Origin of the sequence: Pseudoalteromonas aquimarina, from assembly GCF_049257255.1 — a bacterium.
Classification (GTDB): Bacteria; Pseudomonadota; Gammaproteobacteria; order Enterobacterales; family Alteromonadaceae; genus Pseudoalteromonas.
In genome coordinates, this window is record NZ_JBMMUG010000001.1 from 941,562 (window position 1) to 965,690 (window position 24,129).

Below are 24,129 nucleotides of genomic sequence, written 5' to 3' on the forward strand. Positions count from 1 at the left end.
CTACTTCTCCTATTGCGCCTGTATTCTAAGTTCAGCACTTGAACGTGCTCTGTGACCAAGTAATCCTTGAACATCGCTTGATTTAGGCTTAACTAATCTAAACTTGCTAATGAAATGCTCAAAGTCAGCGAGAATTTCTTCAGCACGATTCGACTGCGTTGCCTCTAAATGTTCGCCAATTAAACCGCGTAAATGCTCATGATGAATATTTAAGTCTTCAAGTTCTACTAGCTCTACTAACTCTGTATTGATGCGTTTATCAAAGTCTCCTTTTTCATCAAGCACATAAGCGAAGCCACCTGTCATACCAGCACCAAAGTTAATGCCTGTATCACCTAGCACACACACAATACCGCCTGTCATATATTCACAGCCATTATCGCCCAAGCCTTCAACTACTGCGATTGCACCTGAGTTACGTACCGCAAAGCGTTCACCAGCGCGACCTGCAGCAAATAAGCGTCCACCCGTAGCACCATATAAACAAGTATTACCAGCAATGGTTGCTAAATGAGATTTAAACGATGAACCAATTGGTGGGCGCAGTGAAATTTTACCGCCTGCCATGCCTTTACCAACATAGTCATTTGCATCGCCAGTTACATGCAGTTCCAAACCACCGGCATTCCAAACACCAAGCGATTGCCCTGCTGTACCTTGCAGCTCAATAATAATTGGATCAGCAGCTAGGCCCTGATTACCATGCTGATCCGCAATATAACCAGACAACAACGCGCCTACTGAACGATCGGTATTACGAATTGCAGCGCGAAGCTTGATAGATGTTTTGCTATCAATTGCCTCTTTCGCTTGCGCTAGTAACTGCTCGTTTAACTTACCTTCATAATGCGAAGTATTAACAGCGCTACAATAGAGCGTTTCACCACTTTTATTATTTGGTGTTGCAATTACAGGCGAAAGATCGAGCTTACTTTGTTTTGCAGTTGTACCTTCAAGCACTTCTAGTAAATCGGTGCGACCAATTAAATCCACGAGTTTACGAACACCCAAACTTGCCATAATTTCACGGGCTTCCTGTGCAATAAACTTAAAGTAGTTCATCGCCATTTCTGGTAAGCCATGATAATGCTTCGCACGCAGTGTTTCGTCTTGCGTTGCAACACCGGTTGCACAGTTATTTAAATGGCAAATTCGTAAGTATTTACAACCCAGCGCAACCATTGGACCCGTGCCAAAGCCAAAGCTTTCTGCACCTAGAATTGCTGCTTTAATAATGTCTAAACCGGTTTTTAAACCGCCATCTGTTTGCAGACGAATTCGGTGTCTTAAACCATTTTCAACAAGCGCTTGTTGCGTTTCAGCAAGGCCTAACTCCCAAGGACAGCCAGCATATTTAACAGACGTTAATGGTGATGCGCCTGTACCGCCGTCGTAGCCTGCAATTGTAATTAGGTCTGCGTACGCTTTGGCAACACCTGTAGCAATTGTGCCAACACCTGGTTCAGATACCAGTTTTACAGAAATCATTGCATCTGGATTAACTTGCTTTAAGTCGAATATCAGTTGTGCCAAATCTTCAATAGAATAAATATCGTGATGTGGCGGTGGCGAAATTAACGTGACACCAGGTACTGAGTAACGTAGCTTAGCAATGTATGGCGTTACTTTTTCACCTGGTAATTGACCACCCTCGCCTGGTTTTGCCCCTTGCGCTACTTTAATTTGAATTACATCGGCATTTTTAAGGTAATGTGGCGTTACACCAAAACGACCTGAAGCAACTTGCTTGATTCGTGAGTTCTTTTCAGTACCGTAACGTGCTACATCCTCACCACCTTCACCCGAGTTAGAACAGCCACCTAAGCGGTTCATAGCGATTGCTAATGCTTCGTGAGCTTCTGGTGATAACGCACCAATACTCATCGCTGCAGAGTCAAAACGTTTGTATAACTCTGTTGCATCTTCAACTTCGCTTACATCAATCGCGGTTTGATCTGTTTTTAGTTTTAATAAATCACGAATGTTGGTCACAGGACGATTATTTACCAAATCTGCGTATTTTTCGTAGTCTTGGTAATTGCCCGAACGTACCGCTACTTGCAATGTTTGAATAACATCTGGGTTATACGCATGGTATTCACCGTTATGCACGTATTTTAATAATCCACCATGATCTAGTGGTTTACGTTTAATCCAAGCTTTACGTGATAGGTTCAGCAAATCTTGATGGAAGTCGCTAAAATCAGCACCTTGAATACGTGATACCACGCCCGAGAAGCAAAGATCAATAACTTCATCGCTAAGTCCTACAGCTTCAAACAACATTGAGCAGCGATAACTTGCAACTGTGCTAATGCCCATCTTCGACATGATTTTGTATAAGCCTTTGTTTATCGCATTGCGATAAGCCAAAGTTACATCACGGTATGATTTATCTAAGCTACCGTTATCAACCATTTGTGTCAGTGTTTCATACGCTAAATACGGATAAATAGCCGTTGCACCAAAACCTAACAACACCGCAAATTGGTGTGGGTCACGACAGCTCGCAGTTTCAATAATGATGTTCGTATCGCAACGTAAGTTTTTACTTACTAAACGACGCTGTACTGCACCAACTGCCATTGCAGCTGGAATTGGTAATGTATCTGGTGTTAAACCTTTATCGCTTAACACAATTAATACGGTACCTTGACGAGCCAGTTCTTCAGCTTGATCGCACACTGTTTCAATAGCTGACAGTAACGACTCATCTTTATCGTAGTTAATAGACAATGATGCAAACGAATAATGCGCCTGATCAGCCGATAAAAGCTGAGTCATATCCGAGTACGTAAGTACCGGCGAAGAAAACTGTAGACGCTTAGCGTGACCCGTTGTTTCATTAAATACATTTTGTTCACGGCCAATACAGGTGGCCAGTGACATTACATGATTTTCACGTAATGGGTCGATTGGCGGGTTAGTTACCTGCGCAAATTTTTGACGGAAATAGTCATACACTAAACGAGATTGCGATGAAAGCACAGCAAATGGCGTGTCATCTCCCATCGAGCCTGTCGCTTCTTGGCCCGAATTACCCATTGGACGAATAACTTGGTCTAGCTCTTCATTGCTATAAGCAAATTGTTTATGGTAAACAGCGAGCAATTCATCATCAAATTCACGTTGGCCAATAAGGTTTTTGTCTTCAAGGTCTTCAAGCGGCTTTAAACGTTTAACATTATCACTAAGCCATGCTTTATACGGGTGGCGTGCTTTTAAATCTTCATCAATTTCTGATGACTGCCATACTTTGCCATGCAGCGTATCAATAACTAATAACTCACCAGGCCCTACGCGGCCTTTTTCTTTAACTTCGTCAGCTGTGTAGTCCCAAATACCCACTTCTGAGGCTAAGGTAATGTGATTATCTTTAGTGATTACATAACGAGCTGGGCGTAAACCATTACGGTCAAGGTTACAGGCTGCAAAACGACCGTCTGACATTACAAGGCCAGCCGGACCATCCCAAGGCTCCATATGCATTGAGTTAAAATCATAAAATGCGCGGAGATCTTCATCCATCGCACGGTTTTTTTGCCATGCAGGTGGCACAAGCATGCGCATCGCACGGAAAATATCCATACCGCCAGCTAAAAACAACTCAAGCATGTTATCTAGGCTCGAACTATCAGAGCCAGACTCGTTAACAAACGGCGCTGCTGATTGTAAATCAGGTAGTAATGGCGAAGAAAACTTGTAAGCACGTGCTCTCGCCCATTGACGGTTACCTTCAATGGTATTGATTTCACCATTGTGCGCTAAATACCTAAACGGTTGCGCAAGCGGCCAACGCGGCTGCGTATTAGTAGAAAAGCGTTGGTGGAATACACAAATTGCAGACTCCATGCGCATATCAGCTAAATCAAGGTAAAAGTTTGGTAAATCAGCAGGCATCATTAAGCCCTTATAAACTGTTACCAAGCCTGACAAGCTTGCAATATAGAAATGCTCATCATTGATTTGCTTTTCAATGCGGCGTCTTGCAATGTACAAGCGACGCTCTAAATCTTTCGGGCGCCAACCTTCCGGCGCTGAGATAAAAATCTGTTGGAAACTTGGTAACTGCTCAAGTGCAATTGGCCCTAGACTCGCAGGATTAACTGGCACATCACGCCAACCCACTAGGGTCAGTGTTTCTTTTTCTAATTCATCACTAATAATCTGTTTATTTTGCTGTGCAATAACAGGGTCTGGACTTAGGAAAAGCATACCCACGGCATAGTTTTTACCTAAGTGCCAATCATTTTCAGCAGCCACCGCCCTGAAAAAGCTGTCTGGCTTTTGGAATAGTAAGCCACAACCATCACCGGTTTTGCCATCAGCTGCAATACCACCTCGGTGCTGCATTCGATCTAACCCGGTAATCGCCGTGCGAACTAACTTGTGACTCGGTTGACCTTCAATATGCGCGATAAGGCCAAAACCGCAATTATCTTTTTCTAATTTCGAGTCATATAACATGTTGGACTCCTCCCTTGCTACAGCTTAAGTGAACAATACAGTTGTGATTGACGGAAGTGTTGGCTTAACCCTATCGAACAAATATTTCAGTTCGATAAGTCGCAACATTTTTGTTAACGCGAAACAAAGGTTGCATAAGTGGTTTTGCCGTGTGTTCACCCGCGCGATTCTCAAAATTAACCAAGATAAGGTATATAGTCAACACAATTATGAATACATATTCACCTTATTGAATATTTTTCATTTATACATAAATTCAACAAAAGTACCGCTTAAGCGCCCATAAAAAGGGTTTTTAAATTATTTAGATCACTTTGACACCGGTATCATATTAATACCATGTAAATAGAAATAAGTCTCAAATGTAGTTTACGTAAACGTAAACTATGCACATGTTTGAATAATTATTCATGGTAATACCAATTAACCGAATTTTGCTTTTTTAAGTTGAATAAACTTGCAGATTACAAATTGTTTTACTTTGCAGATGAGCAGTTTCCTGCATTTTGTTGAATTGAGGCAAGTGTGCCTGAGTCAATAAACTCGGCGAGTTTTAAGTTTATTTCAGTTTGTAATGTTTGCCACTGACTGGACTTTTTACTAATAGCAAAATAAAAGTCATTCTCTTGAAAAGGTGGGTGAACCAGCTTAATGGTGTTTTTGTACTCACTTTTACTATGCCCAAGCAGGTAATTAGCTACATTAGGATCAGCCACAATATAATCAACACGCCCTGCTAACAGCATTTTTAAGTTTTGTGCATCATCACGTGCTTCGATTGCGTTAAAAAACCCCAAATCAAGATGCTTATCAAATTCAGGGGTATTTTGATAACCTCTCACAACCCCTATTTGAGCACCTTGAATGGTTTTAAAAGTACCATCATAGGGAGTACTAAAATCAGCACGTGTAATAAGGCCAACTAAGCCACCAGCATAGGGAGCTGAGAGCGCAAGATTATTAATACGAAAACTATTTGCAATCACATCACTTGGCGCGGTAACTTCTATAAAGTATTCAGGAAACAAAATATCTGCTTGCCCTAACTCAGCCATTCGCACAGAACGCGCCCAAGGAAAAAATTCAACGCTCATACTGTAGCCGAGTTCATGAAAAAGCGCTGCGGTGAATTGAAAAACCCAACCTTTACCACATATATTTCTATCTATATAAGGAGGCCAATCAAGTGTTACAAGACGCAATTGCGTTTGCGATGAAGCACCTACTTCAAATCGAGTTGTTGAAACTTGTTTAATTTCCAGCGTTTTAACTTGTTGTTGATGCTGATATGAAAAGTATTCGCTATTAGCAAAACTTTGTTTGCTAAAAATAAGCAGAGGAATTAAAAAGAAGAAAAAACGGTTTGAGTACATCATGTTAAGCTTAAAGCATCAATTCAATGCTTTAAGCTTAGCAAAAATTGAACAGAATCAATCAGTAGTTAAATACTATTTTTATTCCGCTTCTTTATTTTTTGCTGCAACTTCAGCAATTAACGGCTGTAACTCACCGCGTTGGAACATTTCAACAATAATGTCACAACCACCAATTAGTTCACCTTCTACCCATAACTGCGGGAATGTAGGCCAATTTGCATAAGCTGGTAGCTCAGCACGGATATCTGGATTTTGAAGAATATCAACATACGCAAACTGCTCGCCACATGCCATAAGCGCTTGTGAAGCTTGTGATGAAAAACCGCAGCTCGGTAATTTTGGAGAGCCTTTCATGTACAGTAGAATCGAATTTTCTGCGATTTGTTGTTTGATCTTATCTAAAGTTTCCATTTACTACCTCGACACCCTAGTCACATAAGGTGAATTTTCTTTAAGTTAATACTATGCTATTTGCCTGAATTCGTGGTTTAACAGTGACTAACTGACTATAAAATAACCGCAAATTTTTATCTAGCATTGCTGTTTATAAAAACTTGAGTAAAATACTCGGGTATAGTTTAACACTTATATCGGACATCTTCATGTAAAAAGTTGTCCGCATTTTAACGCCAACGGAGAAATAAAATGGCTTTTGAACTACCGTCACTACCTTATGCAATCGATGCGCTTGAGCCGCATATCTCAAAAGAAACTCTAGAATTCCACCACGGCAAGCACCACAACACTTACGTTGTAAAGCTAAATGGTTTAGTTGAAGGCACTGACTTCGAAGGTAAAACACTTGAAGAAGTAGTATGTAGCTCAGAAGGCGGTGTATTTAACAACGCAGCTCAAATCTGGAACCACACTTTCTACTGGAACAGCCTATCTCCAAATGGTGGTGGTGAACCAACTGGTAAAGTTGCAGAGCTAATCAACGCAAAATGGGGTTCTTTCGCTGAATTCCAAGCTGCTTTCAACGACAAAGCTGTTAACAACTTTGGTTCAAGCTGGACGTGGTTAGTACAACTAGCTGACGGCAGCCTAGATATCGTTAACACTTCAAATGCTGCAACACCACTTACAGAAGCTGGTGTAACACCAATTATCACTGTTGACCTTTGGGAACACGCTTACTACATCGACTATCGTAACGTTCGTCCTGAATACCTAAACGGTTTCTGGGCATTAGTTAACTGGGAATTTGCAAACGCAAACCTAGCTTAATATGTTGCCAATGTTAGTAAAGCATCTTTGCTTTACTAACATTTCTTGTCTACCACAAGAAAACCCCACCTACTATTGCATATTATTCAACGCTCTGAAAAATATTAAAGATTTTTCTTTAAATATCTTTTATTTATCTCGCACATTCAAAAATCCCGTCTAACCTTATTAATAGTGGCTAGTTTTATTGCAGTTGCAAACTTTCCGGTATTTAGGAGGTCTCTATGACAATTTTTGATCATTTTCAATCTCGTTACGAAGCCGCAAAAGAAGAAGAATTTACTATTGCCGAGTTTCTTGAGATCTGTAAAGAAGACAAATCAGCCTATGCTAGCTCAGCTGAGCGGCTATTAATGGCGATTGGTCAACCTGAAATGGTGGATACATCACAAGATCCCACCCTGAGTCGTATCTTTTCTAACCGAGTGATCCCGCGCTACCCTGCCTTTAAAGAATTTTATGGCATGGAAGAAAGTATTGAGCAAATTGTGGCTTATTTAAAACATGCTGCACAAGGGCTTGAAGAGTGCAAACAGGTACTTTATTTGCTCGGTCCAGTAGGTGGTGGTAAGTCATCACTGGCTGAAAAATTAAAGTATTTAATGCAAAAAGTGCCAATTTACTCATTAAAAGGCTCGCCCGTAAATGATCACCCTCTTTGCCTGTTTGACCCTGTTGAAGATGGTGAAATTCTTGAAAAAGAATATGGCATTAGCAACCGCTATATCAAAACCATCATGTCACCATGGGCAACAAAACGTCTTCATGAATTCAATGGTGACATCACTCAATTTAAAGTAGTTAAACGCTATCCATCGATTCTTGATCAAGTGGCTATTGCCAAAACCGAACCTGGTGATGAGAACAATCAAGATATCAGTGCGCTGGTTGGTAAAGTGGATATTCGCAAACTCGAACACTTTGCACAGAATGATGCTGATGCCTATGCCTACTCAGGTGCCCTTTGTCATGCAAACCAAGGTTTGATGGAGTTTGTTGAAATGTTTAAAGCACCCATTAAAGTGCTTCACCCATTATTAACAGCAACTCAAGAAGGTAACTATAACGGTACTGAGGGTCTGTCTGCCCTGCCTTTTAACGGCATGATTTTAGCTCACTCTAATGAGTCAGAATGGCAAACATTTAAAGGTAACAAAAACAATGAAGCATTTTTAGACCGTGTTTATATTGTAAAAGTACCTTATTGTTTACGTGTTTCCGAAGAAATTAAGATTTACGATAAGCTTTTACAACACTCAGAACTTAACGATGTGCCATGTGCACCTGGTACGCTCGAAACACTCGCGCAATTCTCCGTTCTTTCGCGTATTAAAGAGCCTGAAAACTCAAGCATTTATTCAAAAATGCGCGTGTATGACGGCGAAAGCCTAAAAGACACCGATCCCAAAGCGAAATCTTATCAAGAATACAAAGATTACGCCGGTGTTGATGAAGGCATGAATGGGCTATCAACACGTTTCGCGTTTAAGATTTTGTCTCGTGTATTTAACTTCGACCACACCGAAGTTGCAGCGAACCCTGTGCATTTATTCTATGTGCTTGAACAACAAATTGAACGTGAGCAGTTCCAACAAGAAACGCAAGAACGCTATCTTGAGTTCTTAAAAGGATTTTTAATTCCGAAATACGTAGAGTTTATTGGTAAGGAAATTCAAACCGCTTATTTGGAATCTTATTCAGAATACGGACAAAATATCTTTGACCGATACGTCACTTATGCCGACTTCTGGATCCAAGATCAAGAATTCCGCGACCCTGATACTGGCCAATTATTTGATAGAGCAGCGCTCAATGCTGAACTTGAGAAAATTGAAAAACCAGCGGGCATTTCAAATCCAAAAGATTTCCGTAATGAGATTGTTAACTTTGTGCTTAGAGCACGTGCCAATAACAATGGCAAAAACCCAATTTGGACAAGTTATGAAAAACTAAGAACGGTCATCGAAAAGAAAATGTTTTCAAATACCGAAGACTTGCTTCCAGTTATTTCATTTAATGCGAAAACCAGTGCTGAAGATCAGCAAAAACATGAGGATTTTGTTAATCGTATGGTCCAAAAAGGCTACACCGCGAAACAAGTTCGCTTGCTCAGTGAATGGTATTTACGCGTTCGTAAGTCGCAGTAATTGAGTAGTAATAGTAACTAAGACTTACGGAGGCGTGTATGGCACATTTTATTGACCGACGCTTAAATGGAAAAAACAAAAACACGGTTAACCGCCAACGTTTTATTCGACGTTACAAACGCCAGATAAAAGAGGCGGTGTCCGATGCAATTGCCAAACGAAGCGTGACAGACGTTGAGAACGGCGAAAGCATTTCGATTCCTAGCCGTGATATGCAAGAACCAATTTTCCATCAAGGAAAAGGTGGAAAACGGGAAATGGTACACCCTGGTAATGATCAATTTAGTCAAGGGGACAAAATAAAACGTCCTCTTGGCGGCCAAGGTCAAGGGGCTGGCGAAGGCGATGCCAGTGATTCAGGTGAAGGCCAAGATGATTTTGTATTTTCAATTTCTAAAGATGAATACTTAGATTTACTTTTTGAAGATTTAGCACTGCCCAACCTTAAAAAGAATCAGCTTAATAAGCTTGTTCAAATGAAAACGCACCGCGCTGGCTACAGTAACGATGGCGTACCTTCCAATATTGATATTGTTCGTTCATTGCAAGGCTCAGTGGCAAGACGTATTGCCATGACCGCAGGTAAAAAACGTCAGTTAGCTGAGCTAGAAGAAACACTTGCGAAGTTACAAAAAAATAAGAAAGAGAATCAAAGTGAAATTGCCCTACTTGAAAAAGAAATTGAGCAATTAAAAAATAAAATCGCCACAGTGCCTTTTATAGATACTTTTGATTTACGCTTTCGAAACTATGAAAAACGCCCAGAACCAAGTTCAAAGGCAGTGATGTTCTGTTTAATGGATGTGTCTGGCTCAATGGATCAAGCAACCAAAGAAACTGCAAAGCGCTTTTATATTTTGCTTTATCTATTTCTTACCAGAACATACAAAGACATTGAAGTTGTTTATATAAGGCATCATACCCAAGCGAAAGAAGTCGATGAACACGAATTTTTCTATTCGCAAGAAACAGGCGGCACTATTGTCTCTAGCGCATTGAAGTTAATGGATGAAATCATTAAAGAGCGCTACGACTCTGAACAATGGAACATTTATGCGGCTCAAGCTTCAGATGGTGACAATTGGGCTGATGATTCACCGCAATGCAGTGACTGGCTCACCAATAAAATCCTGCCTGTTACTCGTTATTATGCGTATATCGAAATTACCACACGAGCGCACCAAAGCTTGTGGCGCGAATACCAAGTACTTGCAGATACTCACGAAAACTTTGCCATTCAACATATTAAATCTGTGGAAGATATTTACCCAATATTCAGAGAGCTATTTAAGAAAGATGCAACCGCAGATGTAGCTTAATTAAAAGGACTAGTTATGAGTAGAAACATACTAAGCGATGGTCCTGATTGGACATTCGATTTACTCGGGGAATACCAAACCGAGATTGCTAGAGTTGCAAAAATTTATCGCCTTGACACTTACCCAAATCAAATTGAGGTGATCACCGCTGAGCAAATGATGGATGCCTACTCCAGTGTGGGTATGCCAATTGGTTACAGTCACTGGTCATTTGGCAAAAAGTTCATTCAAACAGAACAAAACTACAAACGCGGGGCCATGGGGCTCGCATATGAAATTGTGATCAATTCAGATCCCTGTATCGCGTATTTAATGGAAGAAAATACCATGCCAATGCAAGCACTGGTTATGGCGCATGCATGCTATGGGCACAACTCTTTTTTCAAAGGCAATTACTTATTTAAAACATGGACAGATGCCAGTTCAATTATCGACTACCTACTATTTGCCAAAAATTATATTGCCGAATGCGAGCAAAAATACGGTGTAGATGAAGTGGAAAAGTTGCTCGACTCATGCCACGCATTAATGAACTATGGTGTTGACCGTTACAAACGGCCGCAGCAAATATCCCTTTTTGAAGAACAAAAACGGCAAAAAGAACGCGAAGATTACCTGCAATCACAAGTTAATGAACTGTGGAAGACGATTCCGTCACAACATAACGAAGCTGAAACACAAAAAGCGCGTTTTCCTAGTGAACCGCAAGAAAACATTCTCTACTTTATTGAGAAGCGTGCACCGTTATTAGAAATTTGGCAGCGAGAAATTATTCGTATTGTGCGCAAAATTTCACAGTACTTTTACCCACAAAAACAAACCCAAGTGATGAATGAAGGTTGGGCTACATTTTGGCATTACACCTTGCTTAATCACTTATATGATGAGGGCAAGTTAAGCGATGCCTTTATGCTAGAAGTGCTGCAATCGCATACTAATGTGGTGTATCAGCCTCCTTATAATTCACCCTATTATTCTGGTATTAACCCCTACGCACTTGGTTTTAACATGATGGTCGATATTCGCCGCATTTGTGAAAACCCGACTGAAGAAGATAAGTATTGGTTCCCCGAAATTGCTGGTAGTAATTGGCTGGATACACTGCATTTTGCAATGGAAAACTTTAAAGATGAGAGTTTTATTAGCCAATTTTTATCACCCAAACTAATGCGAGATTTTAAATTCTTTTCGATTTTAGATAATGAAAAAGAAACCCATTTAGAAGTTAGTGCAATTCATAATGAGTCTGGCTATCGGGCTATCCGCCAAGCATTATCAGAGCAATACAACTTGAGTAATTTGGAACCAAACATTCAAGTATTTAATGTTGATATTCGTGGCGATCGGTCACTTACACTACGCTATACACCGCATAACGATATTCCGTTAGCAAATACAAAAGACCAAGTGATAAAACACCTTTATCGCCTTTGGGGTTTTGATGTGATATTGGAACAGGAAACCGAGAGTGGCGAAATAAAAGAGCTTGCACGCTGCCCGCTTGCGACCGCTGACAACGTTTAATATTAATCGGATGATAAAAAGGCTGAAAATCAGCCTTTTTAATTTTTGCACTACAAATATTTATTGATATCCACTTCATCTATCTGCTCATGCGGCATGTATTTTTCTGCGTAGTTTTGATAAATACCAGAACGTAAAAATAATTTAAACACTTCAATATCAACGTGTTCATCCAAGCACATTTTATGCAAAATATCGATTGCCACACTAAGTGGCTTGGCTTTTTTATAAGGCCTGTCTGACGCAGTTAACGCCTCAAATATATCAGCTAGTACTAAAATACGTTCAGGAATCGATAAGTCTTCCGCTTTTAGCCTTCTTGGATAACCCGTGCCTTTTAATGTTTCATGGTGGGTTGATGCAAAACGCGGCACATTTGCTAGCTCTTCTGGGAATGGCAACGAATCTAGCATTTTAATCGTGCCAATAATGTGTTCATTAATAATAAAGCGGTCTTCACTAGTAAGAGTACCGCGACCCACTTTAAGGTTATAAAGCTCACCTAAATTAGCTTTATGTTCAGGTACATCAACATTAATACCTAAGTGAGGTGCATATTCCACTGCGTGCTCTCGTTTTACAATGTGTGATGCTTTATCTGCAAGTAGCTGTTCTTTAACTGGCAAAGATTCGTCATCACTAGTTAAAAACAATTCTTCAAATGGTGATAACCCTACTCTATCACTGAGATTACGCTGCCAAGTACGTTTTGCAATTGTTTCAAGGCGCTCAATTTTATCGTCTTCCATAAACTCACCACCTTGGTTAGTGGTCGCAACAAATTCGAATTCATTAGATAGCCTAGTTTGCATTTCAATTAATTCGGCTTTTAACTCAGCTTCTCGCTCAGGCGCCTTTATCAGTGCCTTGTAATAATCAATTTCGGCATCGCGAAGTAAAACTTCAAATCGCATACGTATTTCGTGTATGCGATTGTAAATACACTCCAATTTACTGCCTTTATCAACAATATGCTCAGGTGTGATTATTTTGCCGCAATCATGAAGCCAAGCAGCCAGTTTGAATTCTCTTTTTTTATCGTCGCTATCGAGTTTAAAGTCTTTAAAATATTCATCTTCACTGTCACTTGCATAACTTCCAAGTAATAAGCCTAATTCAGGAACGCGATTACAGTGTCCTGCTGTATAAGGCGATTTATCATCGATTGCTTGTGCTATCAGTTTTACAAATGAGTCCAATAATTCAGCTTGTTTTGCTTCATAATCTTGAATTGAGTCAGACATTTGCACTAAAGACTCAAAGACATCATCTATTTCTTTGATAAAGCTGTGTTCAACATCGATCTTATGATATTGACGGCGTTTAATTTTGGTATTTTCAGCACTTAAACGTCGCATTGCAGTCACTATTGGGCTTGCAACAAACCATGTTAAAGGCATCAAAAAAGCTAAAATAAGCGCTGTAACCAGAATTGATTTAGAAACATAGCTCAACCCCTCTGAATAAGCCGATTGGGTTGGGATTAATAATGCTAAAAAATTGATATCAGCTGTACCAAGGGTTGTTGGTGCAATAAACAATAAATAGTCAATATTGTTTATTTCAATTACTTGTAGTTTATTATGGTGAATAGTATCTGATGCAAGTGTAATTAACTCTTTATAGGGTACAACCGATGAATCGTTAACTTGCTGCGTGTTGTGATCAAAATCAAGCCACTTTTTCGCTAAATAGTCCAATTCATTTTTACTTAAATCCGCAATTGCAAAGTTGAGTAAATCAATAAGTTGTTTATCTTTCGCAACCATTCTTAAATTAGTGTCAAAACTAAGTAAGCTGGCATCAATATTTTGATGAAATTGAATATCATCAATAAAAAACATTTTCGCGGTATACGCAAGAATCAGCTGGCTATCAATTGCAGCATCCACATCACCGTGTTTAACAGCATTCAGTGCGGCTTGTAAATCTGCGACTTCAACAATCTCAATATCTGGATATGCATGCGAGATCGCAGCAATTAATGACCAGCCTTTTGGAATAGCCAAACGCTTGTTGGTTAAATCTGAAAGTGAGTTGATAGCATTTGTTTGTGGGCGTGTTGCAATTGTAAGCGGTAAATTTAATAGTGGCGCAGAGTAAACTCCCCATTGTTTATTGCTGAGAGTTTGGTGTACAGGTTGTAGTACATCAATTTTTCCATCCTGGTAAAGTTCTACTAACTCAGGCCAGCTATATCCATTGATAAAGCTAATGGGTAAACTTAGTTTCTTACTCAGGATATTTAATAATTCTGGTGTATATCCCTCCGGTCTTCCCGATATTGAAAAATCAATTGGCGCCCAATCTAGCTCATTACTCACAGTTAATTTATCAATTTCTGCAATCAGCGCTTGTTGCTCTGTTGATAAAACTAGTGGCTTTACTTGAATGGCTTCTTTTTTATCTAAAACGGCATTACTTAACAGCAACTCCCCTTTTTTATCAAAAATATACGCCTCAATATGCTCAGCATTTTGAGAGTGTTCAAAACTTCCATTTAACTGCTTAGCAATTGTTTCGAGTGTTAAGTCGATTGCCACTACATGGCCCGTACCCTCAACTACTTTAGAATACGTTTGTCCTGTTGCTTGTAAATGCTGGAAAAGGTAAGGCTGTGACTTCACTACCTGTGATGTATTAGCATTGATAAACCAGTGGCGGCTACTGGCATCGTAATCACTTTGTTCAATTCTTGAAAAACGCACTTTGAGTTTTTCATTAAGGTAATCTGTCTTTTTAAAACGGTTTTGGCCATCACCATAAATATGAATGCGGACAAATCTATCTTCCATCGCAGCACTAAGCTGCTTCCTGATCTTAGTATTCGTCTCTAAATTGATTAATTCGTAAAAGTCACCGTTGTCAAAACCATAATAAATCGCATAAAAATCATTATGATCAACGAGTAATTCCGTCAGTATGTGGTCAGCTTTTTCAATAACGGTATGGCCATCAATTAATGATGAATACTTAGCTAAAAGCGAAGCTGTATTTTTTGCCGTATCATCCATTTTAGACACTGACAATTCAATTTGTCTCGACACTTGTTCGGCAAATTGTTGACTGCTACTGACAATGATTTGTTTTGAAAAGTAGTATTGAAGCCCTATTGCAACACATGCGGTGATAACAGCAATCAATAAACAGATTGAAGCCAGTGTTACTCGAAAGGTTATTCTTGTTGTTGAAAACATCGTCCCTGCTCGCTTTCTTTTTGTTCAGCTTAGTCTTGTTTTCACATAACTCCAAATACTTATTGCTTGTTTTATATAAATTTTTTATCTTAACTCATTCGCTTTTCTAAATTGACCTTGATAATCAAAAATACGCTCTATCACTTTGTATTTTCCTTTATCTCGTTTTGCTACTACAAAATCCGGCAATTTAAGTAATGCTTGCTCGCTAATAACTGAGTTAGGGTTAGCAAAATCAATGTTTGTTGTGACACCCAAACGTAAAAATAGATGTTTAAAATAACGCGCAGCTTTATCTGAAGACAAGCTGAAAAATTCACTCACTTGTGCACCATCTTCATCATGGTAAGTTACTTTTAAGCGTTGTTTTAACGCTTCTAATTGCATGCCGCTTACTCGTAATACCAAGGCATTTTTTAAATTAAGCGCATCGCGTAACTTGTCATCAGGATCAACAATAGGTTGATGACACTGATGACATTGCCTTGCGGCAATATCGTTTTGTGCACCGCAGTGCTCACACTCTTTAAAGCGAAAACGAAAGTCACACTGCTCACTAGAGTAGCCATCGTCTAAAATGCCCTGACAGCGCCTGCCAAAATGTTCAATCACTTTGCCATCACTATCAGTTTTACCCCAAAAAGTGTTGGCAAAACCACAACCAGGGCAAAGCACTTGCACAGGTTCACTATCACTATTAGGTTTAACACTGCCGACCTCTGGGTGAAATAAATCAAAGCCATTTGCCGCATAGTCAATCACTAAGCAGTCATTTTTGCCTTCTGCTAAGCGTAACCCCCGCCCCACAATTTGTTGATACAAACTCACCGATTCGGTCGGCCTTAATATTGCAATAAAATCGACGTGCGGCGCATCAAAGCCGGTTGTAAGTACCGATACATTAACCAAGTATTTAATTTGCTTTGCCTTAAACTTGCGAATAATCGCATCACGTTCAGCATTATGCGTATCACCAATCACCAGTGCCGTTTCATCGCTTGGCAAATAACTAATAATTTCTTGGGCATGCTGAATGGTTGATGCAAATATCATTACGCCATGACGGTCAATAGATAAGGTTAGTACTTGATCAATAATGGCTTTTGTTGCCCGTTGATTGTCATTTAATAGCTGATTGATGTCCTTTTCGCTGTAGCGACCAAACGCATCTTTATTGAGTGAGTCAAAATCATAGTGGGTAATCGCAGCATTTATCAATTTTGGCGGTGTAAGGTAATTATGTTTAATCATGTACCTTAGTGGTAACTCATAAATACAGTGCTCAAAAGGTGCGCTTTCATCCCCTCTAACAAAACCGTGATAGTGAAAGCGATAAATAAAGCCCGAGCCTAACCGGTAAGGTGTGGCTGTTAGACCTAATACTTTGAGCGCCGAATTATTACTTTTAATATGTGATATTAATTTTTGGTACTGGGTATTTTCATCACCAGAAACTCGGTGACATTCATCAATAATAATCAATGAATATTCATCATTTAGCGCATCGAGGTTATTCCCCAATGACTGCACACTGGCAAAGGTAACTTGATGAGCAAGTGACTTTTGTTTAAGCCCGGCGGAATAAATACTCGCTTTTAAACCAAAACTTTCGTACTTCTCGTGGTTTTGTTCCACTAATTCTTTAACATGGGTTATCACTAAAATTTTCTTTCGTGCAAGCCTTGCAAGCTCAGCAATTACTAAGCTTTTACCTGAACCCGTGGGCAATACAATGACTGCCGAACTATTCGACTTTCGAAAATGTATAAGGGTTTTTTCTACCGCTTCTTGTTGATAAGGTCTTAGTTGGTACGCCACAGTTAACTTGCTTACATCTATCACTGATATGTGATTATGCCACTTTGCTTAGAAATCATGAAATTTAACGCCCTATTTAAAACCACAATAAAGGTTTCTTTTATCAGGTGGCAGTGTTACTATAGCGCGCCTTTTTTAGGTGAGAGCTTTGGTCGCGAAGCTTTCAACTTACTTTAAATTAATATTGGAGACATTCATGTCTAACGAATTATACACATTAGATGCAGAAGTACGTTCTGACTTAGGTACTGGTGCGAGCCGCCGCCTACGCCGTGCTGACAAAGTTCCTGCTGTTCTTTACGGTGCAGAAAAAGAAGCTGTATCTCTAACTTTAGCTCACAACAAAGTGATCAAAGCGCAAGAAGATGAAGGTTTCTACAGCCACATCCTTACTTTAAACATTGGCGGTGAAAAAGTTGAAGCTATCCTTAAAGATATCCAACGTCACCCGTTCAAGCCTAAAGTTATGCACTTAGATTTCCAACGCGTTGACGCTGCTCACAAGATCCACACTAAGGTTCCTGTACACTTCATCAACGAAGAGAAAGCAACTAAAGGCGGTAACACTGTTGCTCACCACGTAACAGAAATCGACGTTACATGTCTTCCAGCACAACTTCCTGAGTTCATCGAAGTTGACGTAGCTGCTATCGAAGTAGGTGCAACAGTACACCTTTCTGACATCGCACTTCCAGCTGGTGTTGTTTCAGTTGAGCTTGCTAAAGGCGCAGATCACGACCAAGCTGTTGTGACTTTAAACGCTCCTAAAGGCGCAGCTGCTGCTGAAGAAGCTGCAGAATAATTATTAAGGTGTTAGCACCTTGAATAATATTCAAATGCTTGTGGGCCTGGCTAATCCAGGCCCCGAATACGCAAAAACCCGTCACAATGCTGGTGCATGGTTCATCGAAGAACTTGCCAAACGCTACAACTGTATTCTCAAACACGATTCTAAACATCACGGCCTAGTTGGCAAAGTGATCATCCAAAATCAAGAATTTAAATTACTGATCCCTACTACCTATATGAATTTAAGTGGTAAAGCCGTCAGTAGTTTAGCCAATTTTTACAAGATACCTGTTGAAAATATTTTAGTCGCTCACGATGAAATGGACCTTGAGCCGGGCATCGCCAAATTAAAAAAGGGTGGTGGACACGGTGGCCATAACGGACTAAAAGACATTATTAGTAAAATGGCAAATCAAAAAGAATTTATGCGTTTGCGAATTGGTATTGGTCATCCTGGTCACAAAGACAAAGTAACTGGTTGGGTACTTGGCAAAGCACCAAGTGCAGATCAAGCTTTGATTGACGATGTAGTAGACGAGGCAGTTCGCTGCATGGAAATACTAGCAAAAGACGGTGTGTTAAAAGCACAAAACAGATTACATACATTTAAACCAGTCGCCTAAGGCTGGTTTAACTTAGTTTAAGGTTTAAAATTATGGGTTTTAAATGTGGCATTGTTGGTCTTCCTAATGTAGGTAAATCAACACTTTTTAATGCATTAACGCAGGCTGGAATTGAAGCTGCTAACTTTCCATTTTGTACTATCGAGCCAAATACAGGTGTGGTAGCGGTTCCTGATGCACGCCTAGATCAACTAGCTGCAATCGTAAATCCACAAAAAATATTAGCAACAACAATGGAATTTGTTGATATTGCTGGCCTTGTTAAAGGTGCATCGAAAGGTGAAGGTTTAGGTAACCAATTTTTAGCAAACATCCGTGAAACGGATGCAATTGGTCATGTTGTTCGTTGTTTTGAAAATGAAAACATTGTTCACGTTGCAGGTCAAATTGACCCAGCAGACGATATTGACGTTATCAACACTGAACTTGTGCTTGCAGATATGGAAGCAGCTGACCGCGCTGTACAACGCAATGCTAAAAAAGCAAAAGGCGGCGATAAAGACGCTAAATTTGAATTAGTTGTTCTTGAGAAAGTAAAAGCACACCTTGATGAAGGCCTAACGCTTCGCTCTCTTGAGCTTGAAAAAGAAGAAAAAGCAGCAATTCAATACATCAACTTCCTTACAATCAAGCCAACAATGTACATTGCTAATGTGAATGACGATGGCTTCGAAAACAACCCATTCTTAGATAAAGTGCGTGAAATCGCAGCTAAAGAAAATGCAGTTGTTGTTCCTGTATGTGCAGAAATTGAGTCAGAACTTTCAGAGCTTGAAGAAGAAGACAAAAAAGAGTTTATGGAAGACTTAGGCATTGAAGAACCGGGCTTAAACCGTGTAATTCGTGCTGGCTATGAATTGCTTAACTTACAAACTTATTTCACCGCAGGTGTTAAAGAAGTTAGAGCATGGACAATCCCTGTTGGTGCAACTGCGCCACAAGCTGCTGGTAAAATCCACACGGACTTCGAACGTGGCTTTATTCGCGCACAAACTATTGGATTTGATGATTATATCGAATTCAAAGGTGAATCAGGTGCTAAAGAAGCAGGTAAAATGCGTCAAGAAGGTAAAGAATACATTGTTAAAGACGGCGATGTAATGAACTTCTTATTCAACGTATAAGTGTTTTGCTTATGAAAAGGCTCGCATCGCGAGCCTTTTTTGTTTCAGACAGTTTAATCTACAATCACTCATTATTAATTCCCTTCTATTTACACAAACAGTTGTCTATATAAAGCGGAAGCAATCAACTTAGTTACCAACGAAAATGACATTTACGCTATGCAAAATAGATGATTTCGTTGTACGCCATCTAGCTGTGCTAGCAACATAGGTGATATGTATTAGAAAAAGTCTGTTAAACATTATCTATAAGCTGGATTCATTTTATATAGAGTCTGCATTTAACCGCTGAGTTTAATAAATTAGTGGCTGACAAAAGATAAATGCGCATGATTTTTAAGCTAAAAAACGCTACTTTAATATTTGCATTCAATTATAAACAGTTTGAAAGACAAATTATTCAATACAGCTATACTGTTAAATTCAAAATTAAGTAAAGCTGTTTGTATAATTTTTAACTTAATTAATGGTGTGTTGTACGGTTTTTTGTTCAGTTCGAATAAAAAAAACGCAAACGGTTCGGAATATTCATTTTTTTGAAAAAAAGGTGTTGACGGATTTGGGGGTAATCAGCATAATACGCCCCGCATCAGCGATGATGACAACAAACAAAACATGGCTACGTAGCTCAGCTGGTTAGAGCACATCACTCATAATGATGGGGTCCCCTGTTCAAATCAGGGCGTAGCCACCATGTTTTAAAACATGCTACCATAGTTTTGTTTATGTATGCATAAGTTGCGGAGTTGGCCAACGTTTTGAATTAGACGCTGGATTTAGGTTCCAAATATACTTAAGCAATATGCGGGAGTGGCGGAATTGGTAGACGCGCTGGATTTAGGTTCCAGTATCTTCGGATGTGAGAGTTCAAGTCTCTCCTTCCGCACCATGTTCTGATAGGAACTAAAACTATCTACTACCATTGCTGGAGTATCGCCAAGCGGTAAGGCAGCGGGTTTTGATCCCGCCATTCCCAGGTTCAAATCCTGGTACTCCAGCCATCTCTTTTAGAGATAACCTTTTGCGGGAGTGGCGGAATTGGTAGACGCGCTGGATTTAGGTTCCAGTATCTTCGGATGTGAGAGTTCAAGTCTCTCCTTCCGCACCATGTTCTCGATAAGAACTAAACTAATCACTTTCTCGAAAGAGTAATCGTTGGAGTATCGCCTCGACACGAAGTGGAAGCGGTAAGGAAGAAGAGAGAAGGTTTTGATCCCTCGCTCGTTCATCACCAGATTCAAATCCTGGGTTCAACATTGATTTGAGATTTTCGTTGGAGTATCGCCAAGCGGTAAGGCAGCGGGTTTTGATCCCGCCATTCCCAGGTTCAAATCCTGGTACTCCAGCCAATGGCTACGTAGCTCAGCTGGTTAGAGCACATCACTCATAATGATGGGGTCCCCTGTTCAAATCAGGGCGTAGCCACCATGTTTTACATGGACTACCAAAAAACAGTTCTCTGTTTTGAAATATCCTTGTGCGGGAGTGGCGGAATTGGTAGACGCGCTGGATTTAGGTTCCAGTATCTTCGGATGTGAGAGTTCAAGTCTCTCCTTCCGCACCATGTTTCTTTTAGATTTATCCTTTTATCCTTTTATCCTTTTATCCTTTTATCCTTTTATCCTTTTATCCTTTTATCCTTTTATCCAAAATATTTTAGTCGCCGTTATTACGCTATTTCTTTCTCTTCAGAAAAAAGGCCATTATAAATAATGACCTACTGCATATTTTAACATCTGACTTTTTACTGGACTCAGTTTACTTAAGCCAGCAATTGCACTTTGCCGTAATAATTTTAATGGTGTTAGTTCATTTGAAAACGCAAAGTAACATGCATCCATCATACTCATCATTGCCAAGTTAGGGATCCGGCGTTTTTGTTCATAATCCTTTAAGACCTTTGTCAGGCAAGTTTCTTTAGATAAGCTTTTAACTAATTGCGCAACATCTTTAAATCCGAGATTGACTCCCTGCCCTGCTAATGGATTAATCGCATGTGCAGCATCGCCTACAAGTACACAGTTACCTTTGCTGTATTGATTTGCATGTTGGCGCGTCAGTGGGAAAACTGCCGTTTTGATAATTTCAAAATCACCTGGAAGCGATGGATAGTTTGCTAAGATTGCATCTTTTAAATTGCTTTTAGTACCGTCAGCTAATTTTCTTAACGTGTCTTCGTGGTTATACCAAATTAAATTAGCGTAAGGTGCCTGCATTGGTAAAAATGCGACAGGACCAGTTGCTTGAAACTCTTGCCAAGTAATATCTTGCTGCTCAGCATCAAGTTTAATTAATACACCCATACACGCTTGTTGATATTGCCAACCAGTCGTACCAATACCTAATAGTTCACGTGTATGAGAACGTGCACCATCAGCAACAATCACTAAATCAGCTTCAAGTGTTTGAGATTCATAGCATAGCGATGTTTTGTCACTGCTATGTAAAATCCCTTCTAATTTGCCTAAACCACTTAGTACAGTAATAGTGTGATGGCTGAATTCTTGCCAAATACTGGCTTGGATCACGCTGTTTTCAATAATATGACCTAAATGTGATTCACCAATTTCCGCATTGTTGAAAATAAGCGGCGATTTTTGATAGTCCTGTACACTTAAGCGCTTGTATTCAGCACTACGTGATTGCGCAATATGCTGCCACGCCCCTAACTCTGAGAGTAAATTTTCAGAAAATAAATTAAGTGCTGAAACCCGTATATCTATGTGTTCACTACTTAGCACATTTGCAGCTTCGATGGGATTATTTTCAATGAGCTTTATGGTATGTCCTTGTTTTGCCAAAGCAACTGCCGCAGCAGCACCTACCATGCCACCACCAATAATACAAATAGATAAACTCATACGAAAAATCCCTCAAACTTTACTGCCTGTTATTCTAACGTAAGCCCTTAGCAAAAGTTTGATTTTGATTCATATTTTTTAAGAAAAATTAAAAAGAGAGTAATCGCCTTATTGTTTTGATGAATAACTGCTGATGATTTTGCAAACATATTTGAATCCACCTACGCTTAAGGATAAAATACGCGTCCTTTAAGCTGTAAGTAATTTGTTGAGGCACGATAACATGGGTAAAAAGCTGCATATCAAAACATGGGGCTGTCAAATGAACGAGTACGACTCGCAAAAAATGGCAGACCTATTAGATGCTAGCAATGGTTATGAATTAACTGAAGAAGCAGAGAATGCAGATGTTATTCTTCTAAATACGTGTTCAATTCGTGAAAAAGCACAAGAAAAAGTATTTCACCAATTGGGCCGTTGGAAATTGTTAAAAGATGACAACCCGAATTTAGTGATTGGTGTAGGTGGTTGTGTTGCTTCACAAGAAGGCGAGACAATTCGCCAGCGCGCACCATTTGTCGACATTGTATTTGGTCCGCAAACATTGCACCGTTTACCTGAAATGATCAAACAAGTGCAGGAAGAAAGCGGCTCTGTAATTGATATTTCGTTCCCAGAAATTGAAAAATTTGACCGTTTGCCAGAACCAAAAGCAGAAGGTCCAAGTGCGTTTGTATCAATTATGGAAGGTTGCTCTAAATATTGTACTTTCTGTGTTGTACCTTACACACGTGGTGAAGAAGTAAGTCGTCCACTTGACGATGTATTACTTGAAGTTGCTCAGCTTGCTGAACAAGGCGTACGTGAAGTAAATCTTCTTGGCCAAAACGTAAATGCTTATCGCGGTGAAACGCACGATGGAGAGATTTGTTATTTCTCTGATTTACTGCGTTATGTTGCTGCAATTGATGGTATTGACCGTATTCGTTATACCACGTCGCACCCAGTTGAATTTACGCCTGACATCATTGAAGCCTATGCAGACGTGCCAGAACTAGTTGATCACTTACACTTACCAGTACAAAGTGGTTCAGACCGCATTTTAGCACTTATGAAACGTGGTCACACTGCACTTGAGTACAAGTCGACGATTCGTAAATTACGTAAAATTCGCCCTAACCTAAGCATGAGCTCTGACTTTATTATTGGTTTCCCGGGTGAGTCTAACGCAGATTTTGAAGCGACCATGAACCTTATTAATGATATTGGTTTTGATATGAGCTTTAGCTTTATCTACAGTGCACGTCCTGGTACGCCAGCAGCTGACTTACCAGATGATGTACCTGAGTCTGAAAAGAAAGAGCGTTTATACATTTTACAAAACCGCATTACACAAATGGCGCAAGATATCAGCCGTAAAATGTTTGGTACTGAACAACGTATTTTGGTTGAAGGTCCATCGAAAAAGAATCCAATGGAGCTTCGCGGCCGTACAGAGAACAACCGTGTTGTAAACTTCGAAGGCCCTCATTCAGTAATTGGTCAATTTGTTGATGTAAAAATTACTGAAGCCTTACCAAACTCGCTACGTGGTGAACTAATTCGTACCGAAGCCGAAATGGATCTGCGTAAAGACGTTGCGCCAAGTGATATCTTAGGTAAAGCACAAAGCAAAGAAGCTAACGAATTGGGTGTTGCAACATTTACACCTTAGATT

The 24,129-nt window shown here is 39.8% G+C and carries 14 protein-coding genes and 7 tRNA genes; 15 read left to right on the forward strand and 6 right to left on the reverse strand.

Annotation, left to right across the window (positions count from 1 at the left end; translation table 11 throughout):
* Positions 1–9: 9 nt before the first annotated feature.
* The 3 genes from gltB to AAEU29_RS04305 form a co-directional block, all read right to left on the reverse strand.
* Positions 10–4,467 carry a glutamate synthase large subunit gene (gene gltB / locus AAEU29_RS04295; protein WP_421972219.1) on the reverse strand — a complete coding sequence of 1,486 codons (4,458 nt, stop codon included), beginning with the start codon at positions 4,465–4,467 and terminating at the stop codon, positions 10–12.
* A 476-nt stretch (positions 4,468–4,943) separates the two neighbouring features.
* A complete protein-coding gene (locus AAEU29_RS04300) occupies positions 4,944–5,843 on the reverse strand; it encodes a substrate-binding periplasmic protein (RefSeq protein WP_421972220.1) in 900 nt (299 codons plus the stop codon).
* Positions 5,844–5,921: 78 nt separating this feature from the next.
* Positions 5,922–6,254, reverse strand: a complete 333-nt coding sequence (locus AAEU29_RS04305; protein ID WP_274762296.1) for a Grx4 family monothiol glutaredoxin — start codon at positions 6,252–6,254, stop codon at positions 5,922–5,924.
* A gap of 234 nt (positions 6,255–6,488) precedes the next feature.
* On the opposite strand from AAEU29_RS04305, the gene AAEU29_RS04310 reads away from it, so the two are divergent.
* From AAEU29_RS04310 to AAEU29_RS04325, 4 genes are all read left to right on the forward strand, one after another.
* Positions 6,489–7,070, forward strand: a complete 582-nt coding sequence (locus tag AAEU29_RS04310; protein WP_010560387.1) for a Fe-Mn family superoxide dismutase — start codon at positions 6,489–6,491, stop codon at positions 7,068–7,070.
* Between the two features lie 224 nt (positions 7,071–7,294).
* Positions 7,295–9,217 carry a PrkA family serine protein kinase gene (locus AAEU29_RS04315; protein WP_421972221.1) on the forward strand — a complete coding sequence of 641 codons (1,923 nt, stop codon included), beginning with the start codon at positions 7,295–7,297 and terminating at the stop codon, positions 9,215–9,217.
* A 38-nt stretch (positions 9,218–9,255) separates the two neighbouring features.
* Positions 9,256–10,536 (forward strand): YeaH/YhbH family protein, encoded by a 1,281-nt coding sequence (locus AAEU29_RS04320; protein WP_421972222.1) that lies wholly within the window; start codon positions 9,256–9,258, stop codon positions 10,534–10,536.
* 15 nt (positions 10,537–10,551) lie between these two features.
* Positions 10,552–12,060, forward strand: coding sequence for a SpoVR family protein (locus AAEU29_RS04325; protein WP_372768776.1), 1,509 nt, complete (start codon positions 10,552–10,554; stop codon positions 12,058–12,060).
* A gap of 50 nt (positions 12,061–12,110) precedes the next feature.
* On the opposite strand, the gene AAEU29_RS04330 is transcribed toward AAEU29_RS04325, so the two are convergent.
* Together AAEU29_RS04330 and radD are read right to left on the reverse strand one after the other, a co-directional pair.
* Positions 12,111–15,257 carry an HD domain-containing phosphohydrolase gene (locus AAEU29_RS04330; protein WP_421972223.1) on the reverse strand — a complete coding sequence of 1,049 codons (3,147 nt, stop codon included), beginning with the start codon at positions 15,255–15,257 and terminating at the stop codon, positions 12,111–12,113.
* Positions 15,258–15,341: 84 nt separating this feature from the next.
* Positions 15,342–17,075 (reverse strand): DNA repair helicase RadD, encoded by a 1,734-nt coding sequence (gene radD, locus AAEU29_RS04335; RefSeq protein WP_421972224.1) that lies wholly within the window; start codon positions 17,073–17,075, stop codon positions 15,342–15,344.
* Between the two features lie 196 nt (positions 17,076–17,271).
* On the opposite strand from radD, the gene AAEU29_RS04340 reads away from it, so the two are divergent.
* The 10 genes from AAEU29_RS04340 to AAEU29_RS04385 all read left to right on the forward strand — a co-directional run bounded on the left by AAEU29_RS04340 (position 17,272) and on the right by AAEU29_RS04385 (position 21,175).
* Entirely contained in the window at positions 17,272–17,877 is a 606-nt protein-coding gene (locus AAEU29_RS04340; RefSeq protein ID WP_421972225.1) for a 50S ribosomal protein L25/general stress protein Ctc, read from the forward strand.
* Positions 17,878–17,896: 19 nt separating this feature from the next.
* Complete coding sequence (gene pth, locus AAEU29_RS04345) at positions 17,897–18,487, forward strand: aminoacyl-tRNA hydrolase (RefSeq protein ID WP_421972226.1); 591 nt, start codon at positions 17,897–17,899, stop codon at positions 18,485–18,487.
* Positions 18,488–18,519: 32 nt separating this feature from the next.
* A complete protein-coding gene (ychF, locus tag AAEU29_RS04350; protein ID WP_421972227.1) occupies positions 18,520–19,611 on the forward strand; it encodes a redox-regulated ATPase YchF in 1,092 nt (363 codons plus the stop codon).
* A 617-nt stretch (positions 19,612–20,228) separates the two neighbouring features.
* Positions 20,229–20,305, forward strand: a tRNA-Met gene (locus tag AAEU29_RS04355).
* 110 nt (positions 20,306–20,415) lie between these two features.
* A tRNA-Leu gene (locus AAEU29_RS04360) sits at positions 20,416–20,500 on the forward strand.
* A 37-nt stretch (positions 20,501–20,537) separates the two neighbouring features.
* Positions 20,538–20,612: transfer RNA gene (locus AAEU29_RS04365), tRNA-Gln, on the forward strand.
* 22 nt (positions 20,613–20,634) lie between these two features.
* Positions 20,635–20,719, forward strand: a tRNA-Leu gene (locus AAEU29_RS04370).
* A 166-nt stretch (positions 20,720–20,885) separates the two neighbouring features.
* Positions 20,886–20,960, forward strand: a tRNA-Gln gene (locus tag AAEU29_RS04375).
* Between the two features lie 2 nt (positions 20,961–20,962).
* Positions 20,963–21,039 (forward strand) — tRNA-Met (locus tag AAEU29_RS04380).
* A gap of 51 nt (positions 21,040–21,090) precedes the next feature.
* Positions 21,091–21,175: transfer RNA gene (locus AAEU29_RS04385), tRNA-Leu, on the forward strand.
* 139 nt (positions 21,176–21,314) lie between these two features.
* On the opposite strand, the gene AAEU29_RS04390 is transcribed toward AAEU29_RS04385, so the two are convergent.
* On the reverse strand, positions 21,315–22,472 hold the full coding sequence (locus AAEU29_RS04390; RefSeq protein ID WP_421972228.1) for an FAD-dependent oxidoreductase: 1,158 nt from the start codon (positions 22,470–22,472) through the stop codon (positions 21,315–21,317).
* Between the two features lie 223 nt (positions 22,473–22,695).
* Here AAEU29_RS04390 and miaB point away from each other — a divergent pair, with 223 nt between their 5' ends.
* Positions 22,696–24,126, forward strand: coding sequence for a tRNA (N6-isopentenyl adenosine(37)-C2)-methylthiotransferase MiaB (gene miaB / locus AAEU29_RS04395; protein WP_421972229.1), 1,431 nt, complete (start codon positions 22,696–22,698; stop codon positions 24,124–24,126).
* Positions 24,127–24,129: the final 3 nt, after the last annotated feature.

Coding starts and splice junctions, on each gene's coding strand:
- AAEU29_RS04315 (WP_421972221.1), top strand. CDS start 7,295: ATGACAATTTTTGATCATTTTCAATCTCGTTACGAAGCCGCAAAAGAA.
- gltB (WP_421972219.1), bottom strand. CDS start 4,467: ATGTTATATGACTCGAAATTAGAAAAAGATAATTGCGGTTTTGGCCTT.
- AAEU29_RS04310 (WP_010560387.1), top strand. CDS start 6,489: ATGGCTTTTGAACTACCGTCACTACCTTATGCAATCGATGCGCTTGAG.
- AAEU29_RS04325 (WP_372768776.1), top strand. CDS start 10,552: ATGAGTAGAAACATACTAAGCGATGGTCCTGATTGGACATTCGATTTA.
- AAEU29_RS04305 (WP_274762296.1), bottom strand. CDS start 6,254: ATGGAAACTTTAGATAAGATCAAACAACAAATCGCAGAAAATTCGATT.
- AAEU29_RS04340 (WP_421972225.1), top strand. CDS start 17,272: ATGTCTAACGAATTATACACATTAGATGCAGAAGTACGTTCTGACTTA.
- AAEU29_RS04320 (WP_421972222.1), top strand. CDS start 9,256: ATGGCACATTTTATTGACCGACGCTTAAATGGAAAAAACAAAAACACG.
- AAEU29_RS04330 (WP_421972223.1), bottom strand. CDS start 15,257: ATGTTTTCAACAACAAGAATAACCTTTCGAGTAACACTGGCTTCAATC.
- AAEU29_RS04390 (WP_421972228.1), bottom strand. CDS start 22,472: ATGAGTTTATCTATTTGTATTATTGGTGGTGGCATGGTAGGTGCTGCT.
- miaB (WP_421972229.1), top strand. CDS start 22,696: ATGGGTAAAAAGCTGCATATCAAAACATGGGGCTGTCAAATGAACGAG.
- AAEU29_RS04300 (WP_421972220.1), bottom strand. CDS start 5,843: ATGATGTACTCAAACCGTTTTTTCTTCTTTTTAATTCCTCTGCTTATT.
- ychF (WP_421972227.1), top strand. CDS start 18,520: ATGGGTTTTAAATGTGGCATTGTTGGTCTTCCTAATGTAGGTAAATCA.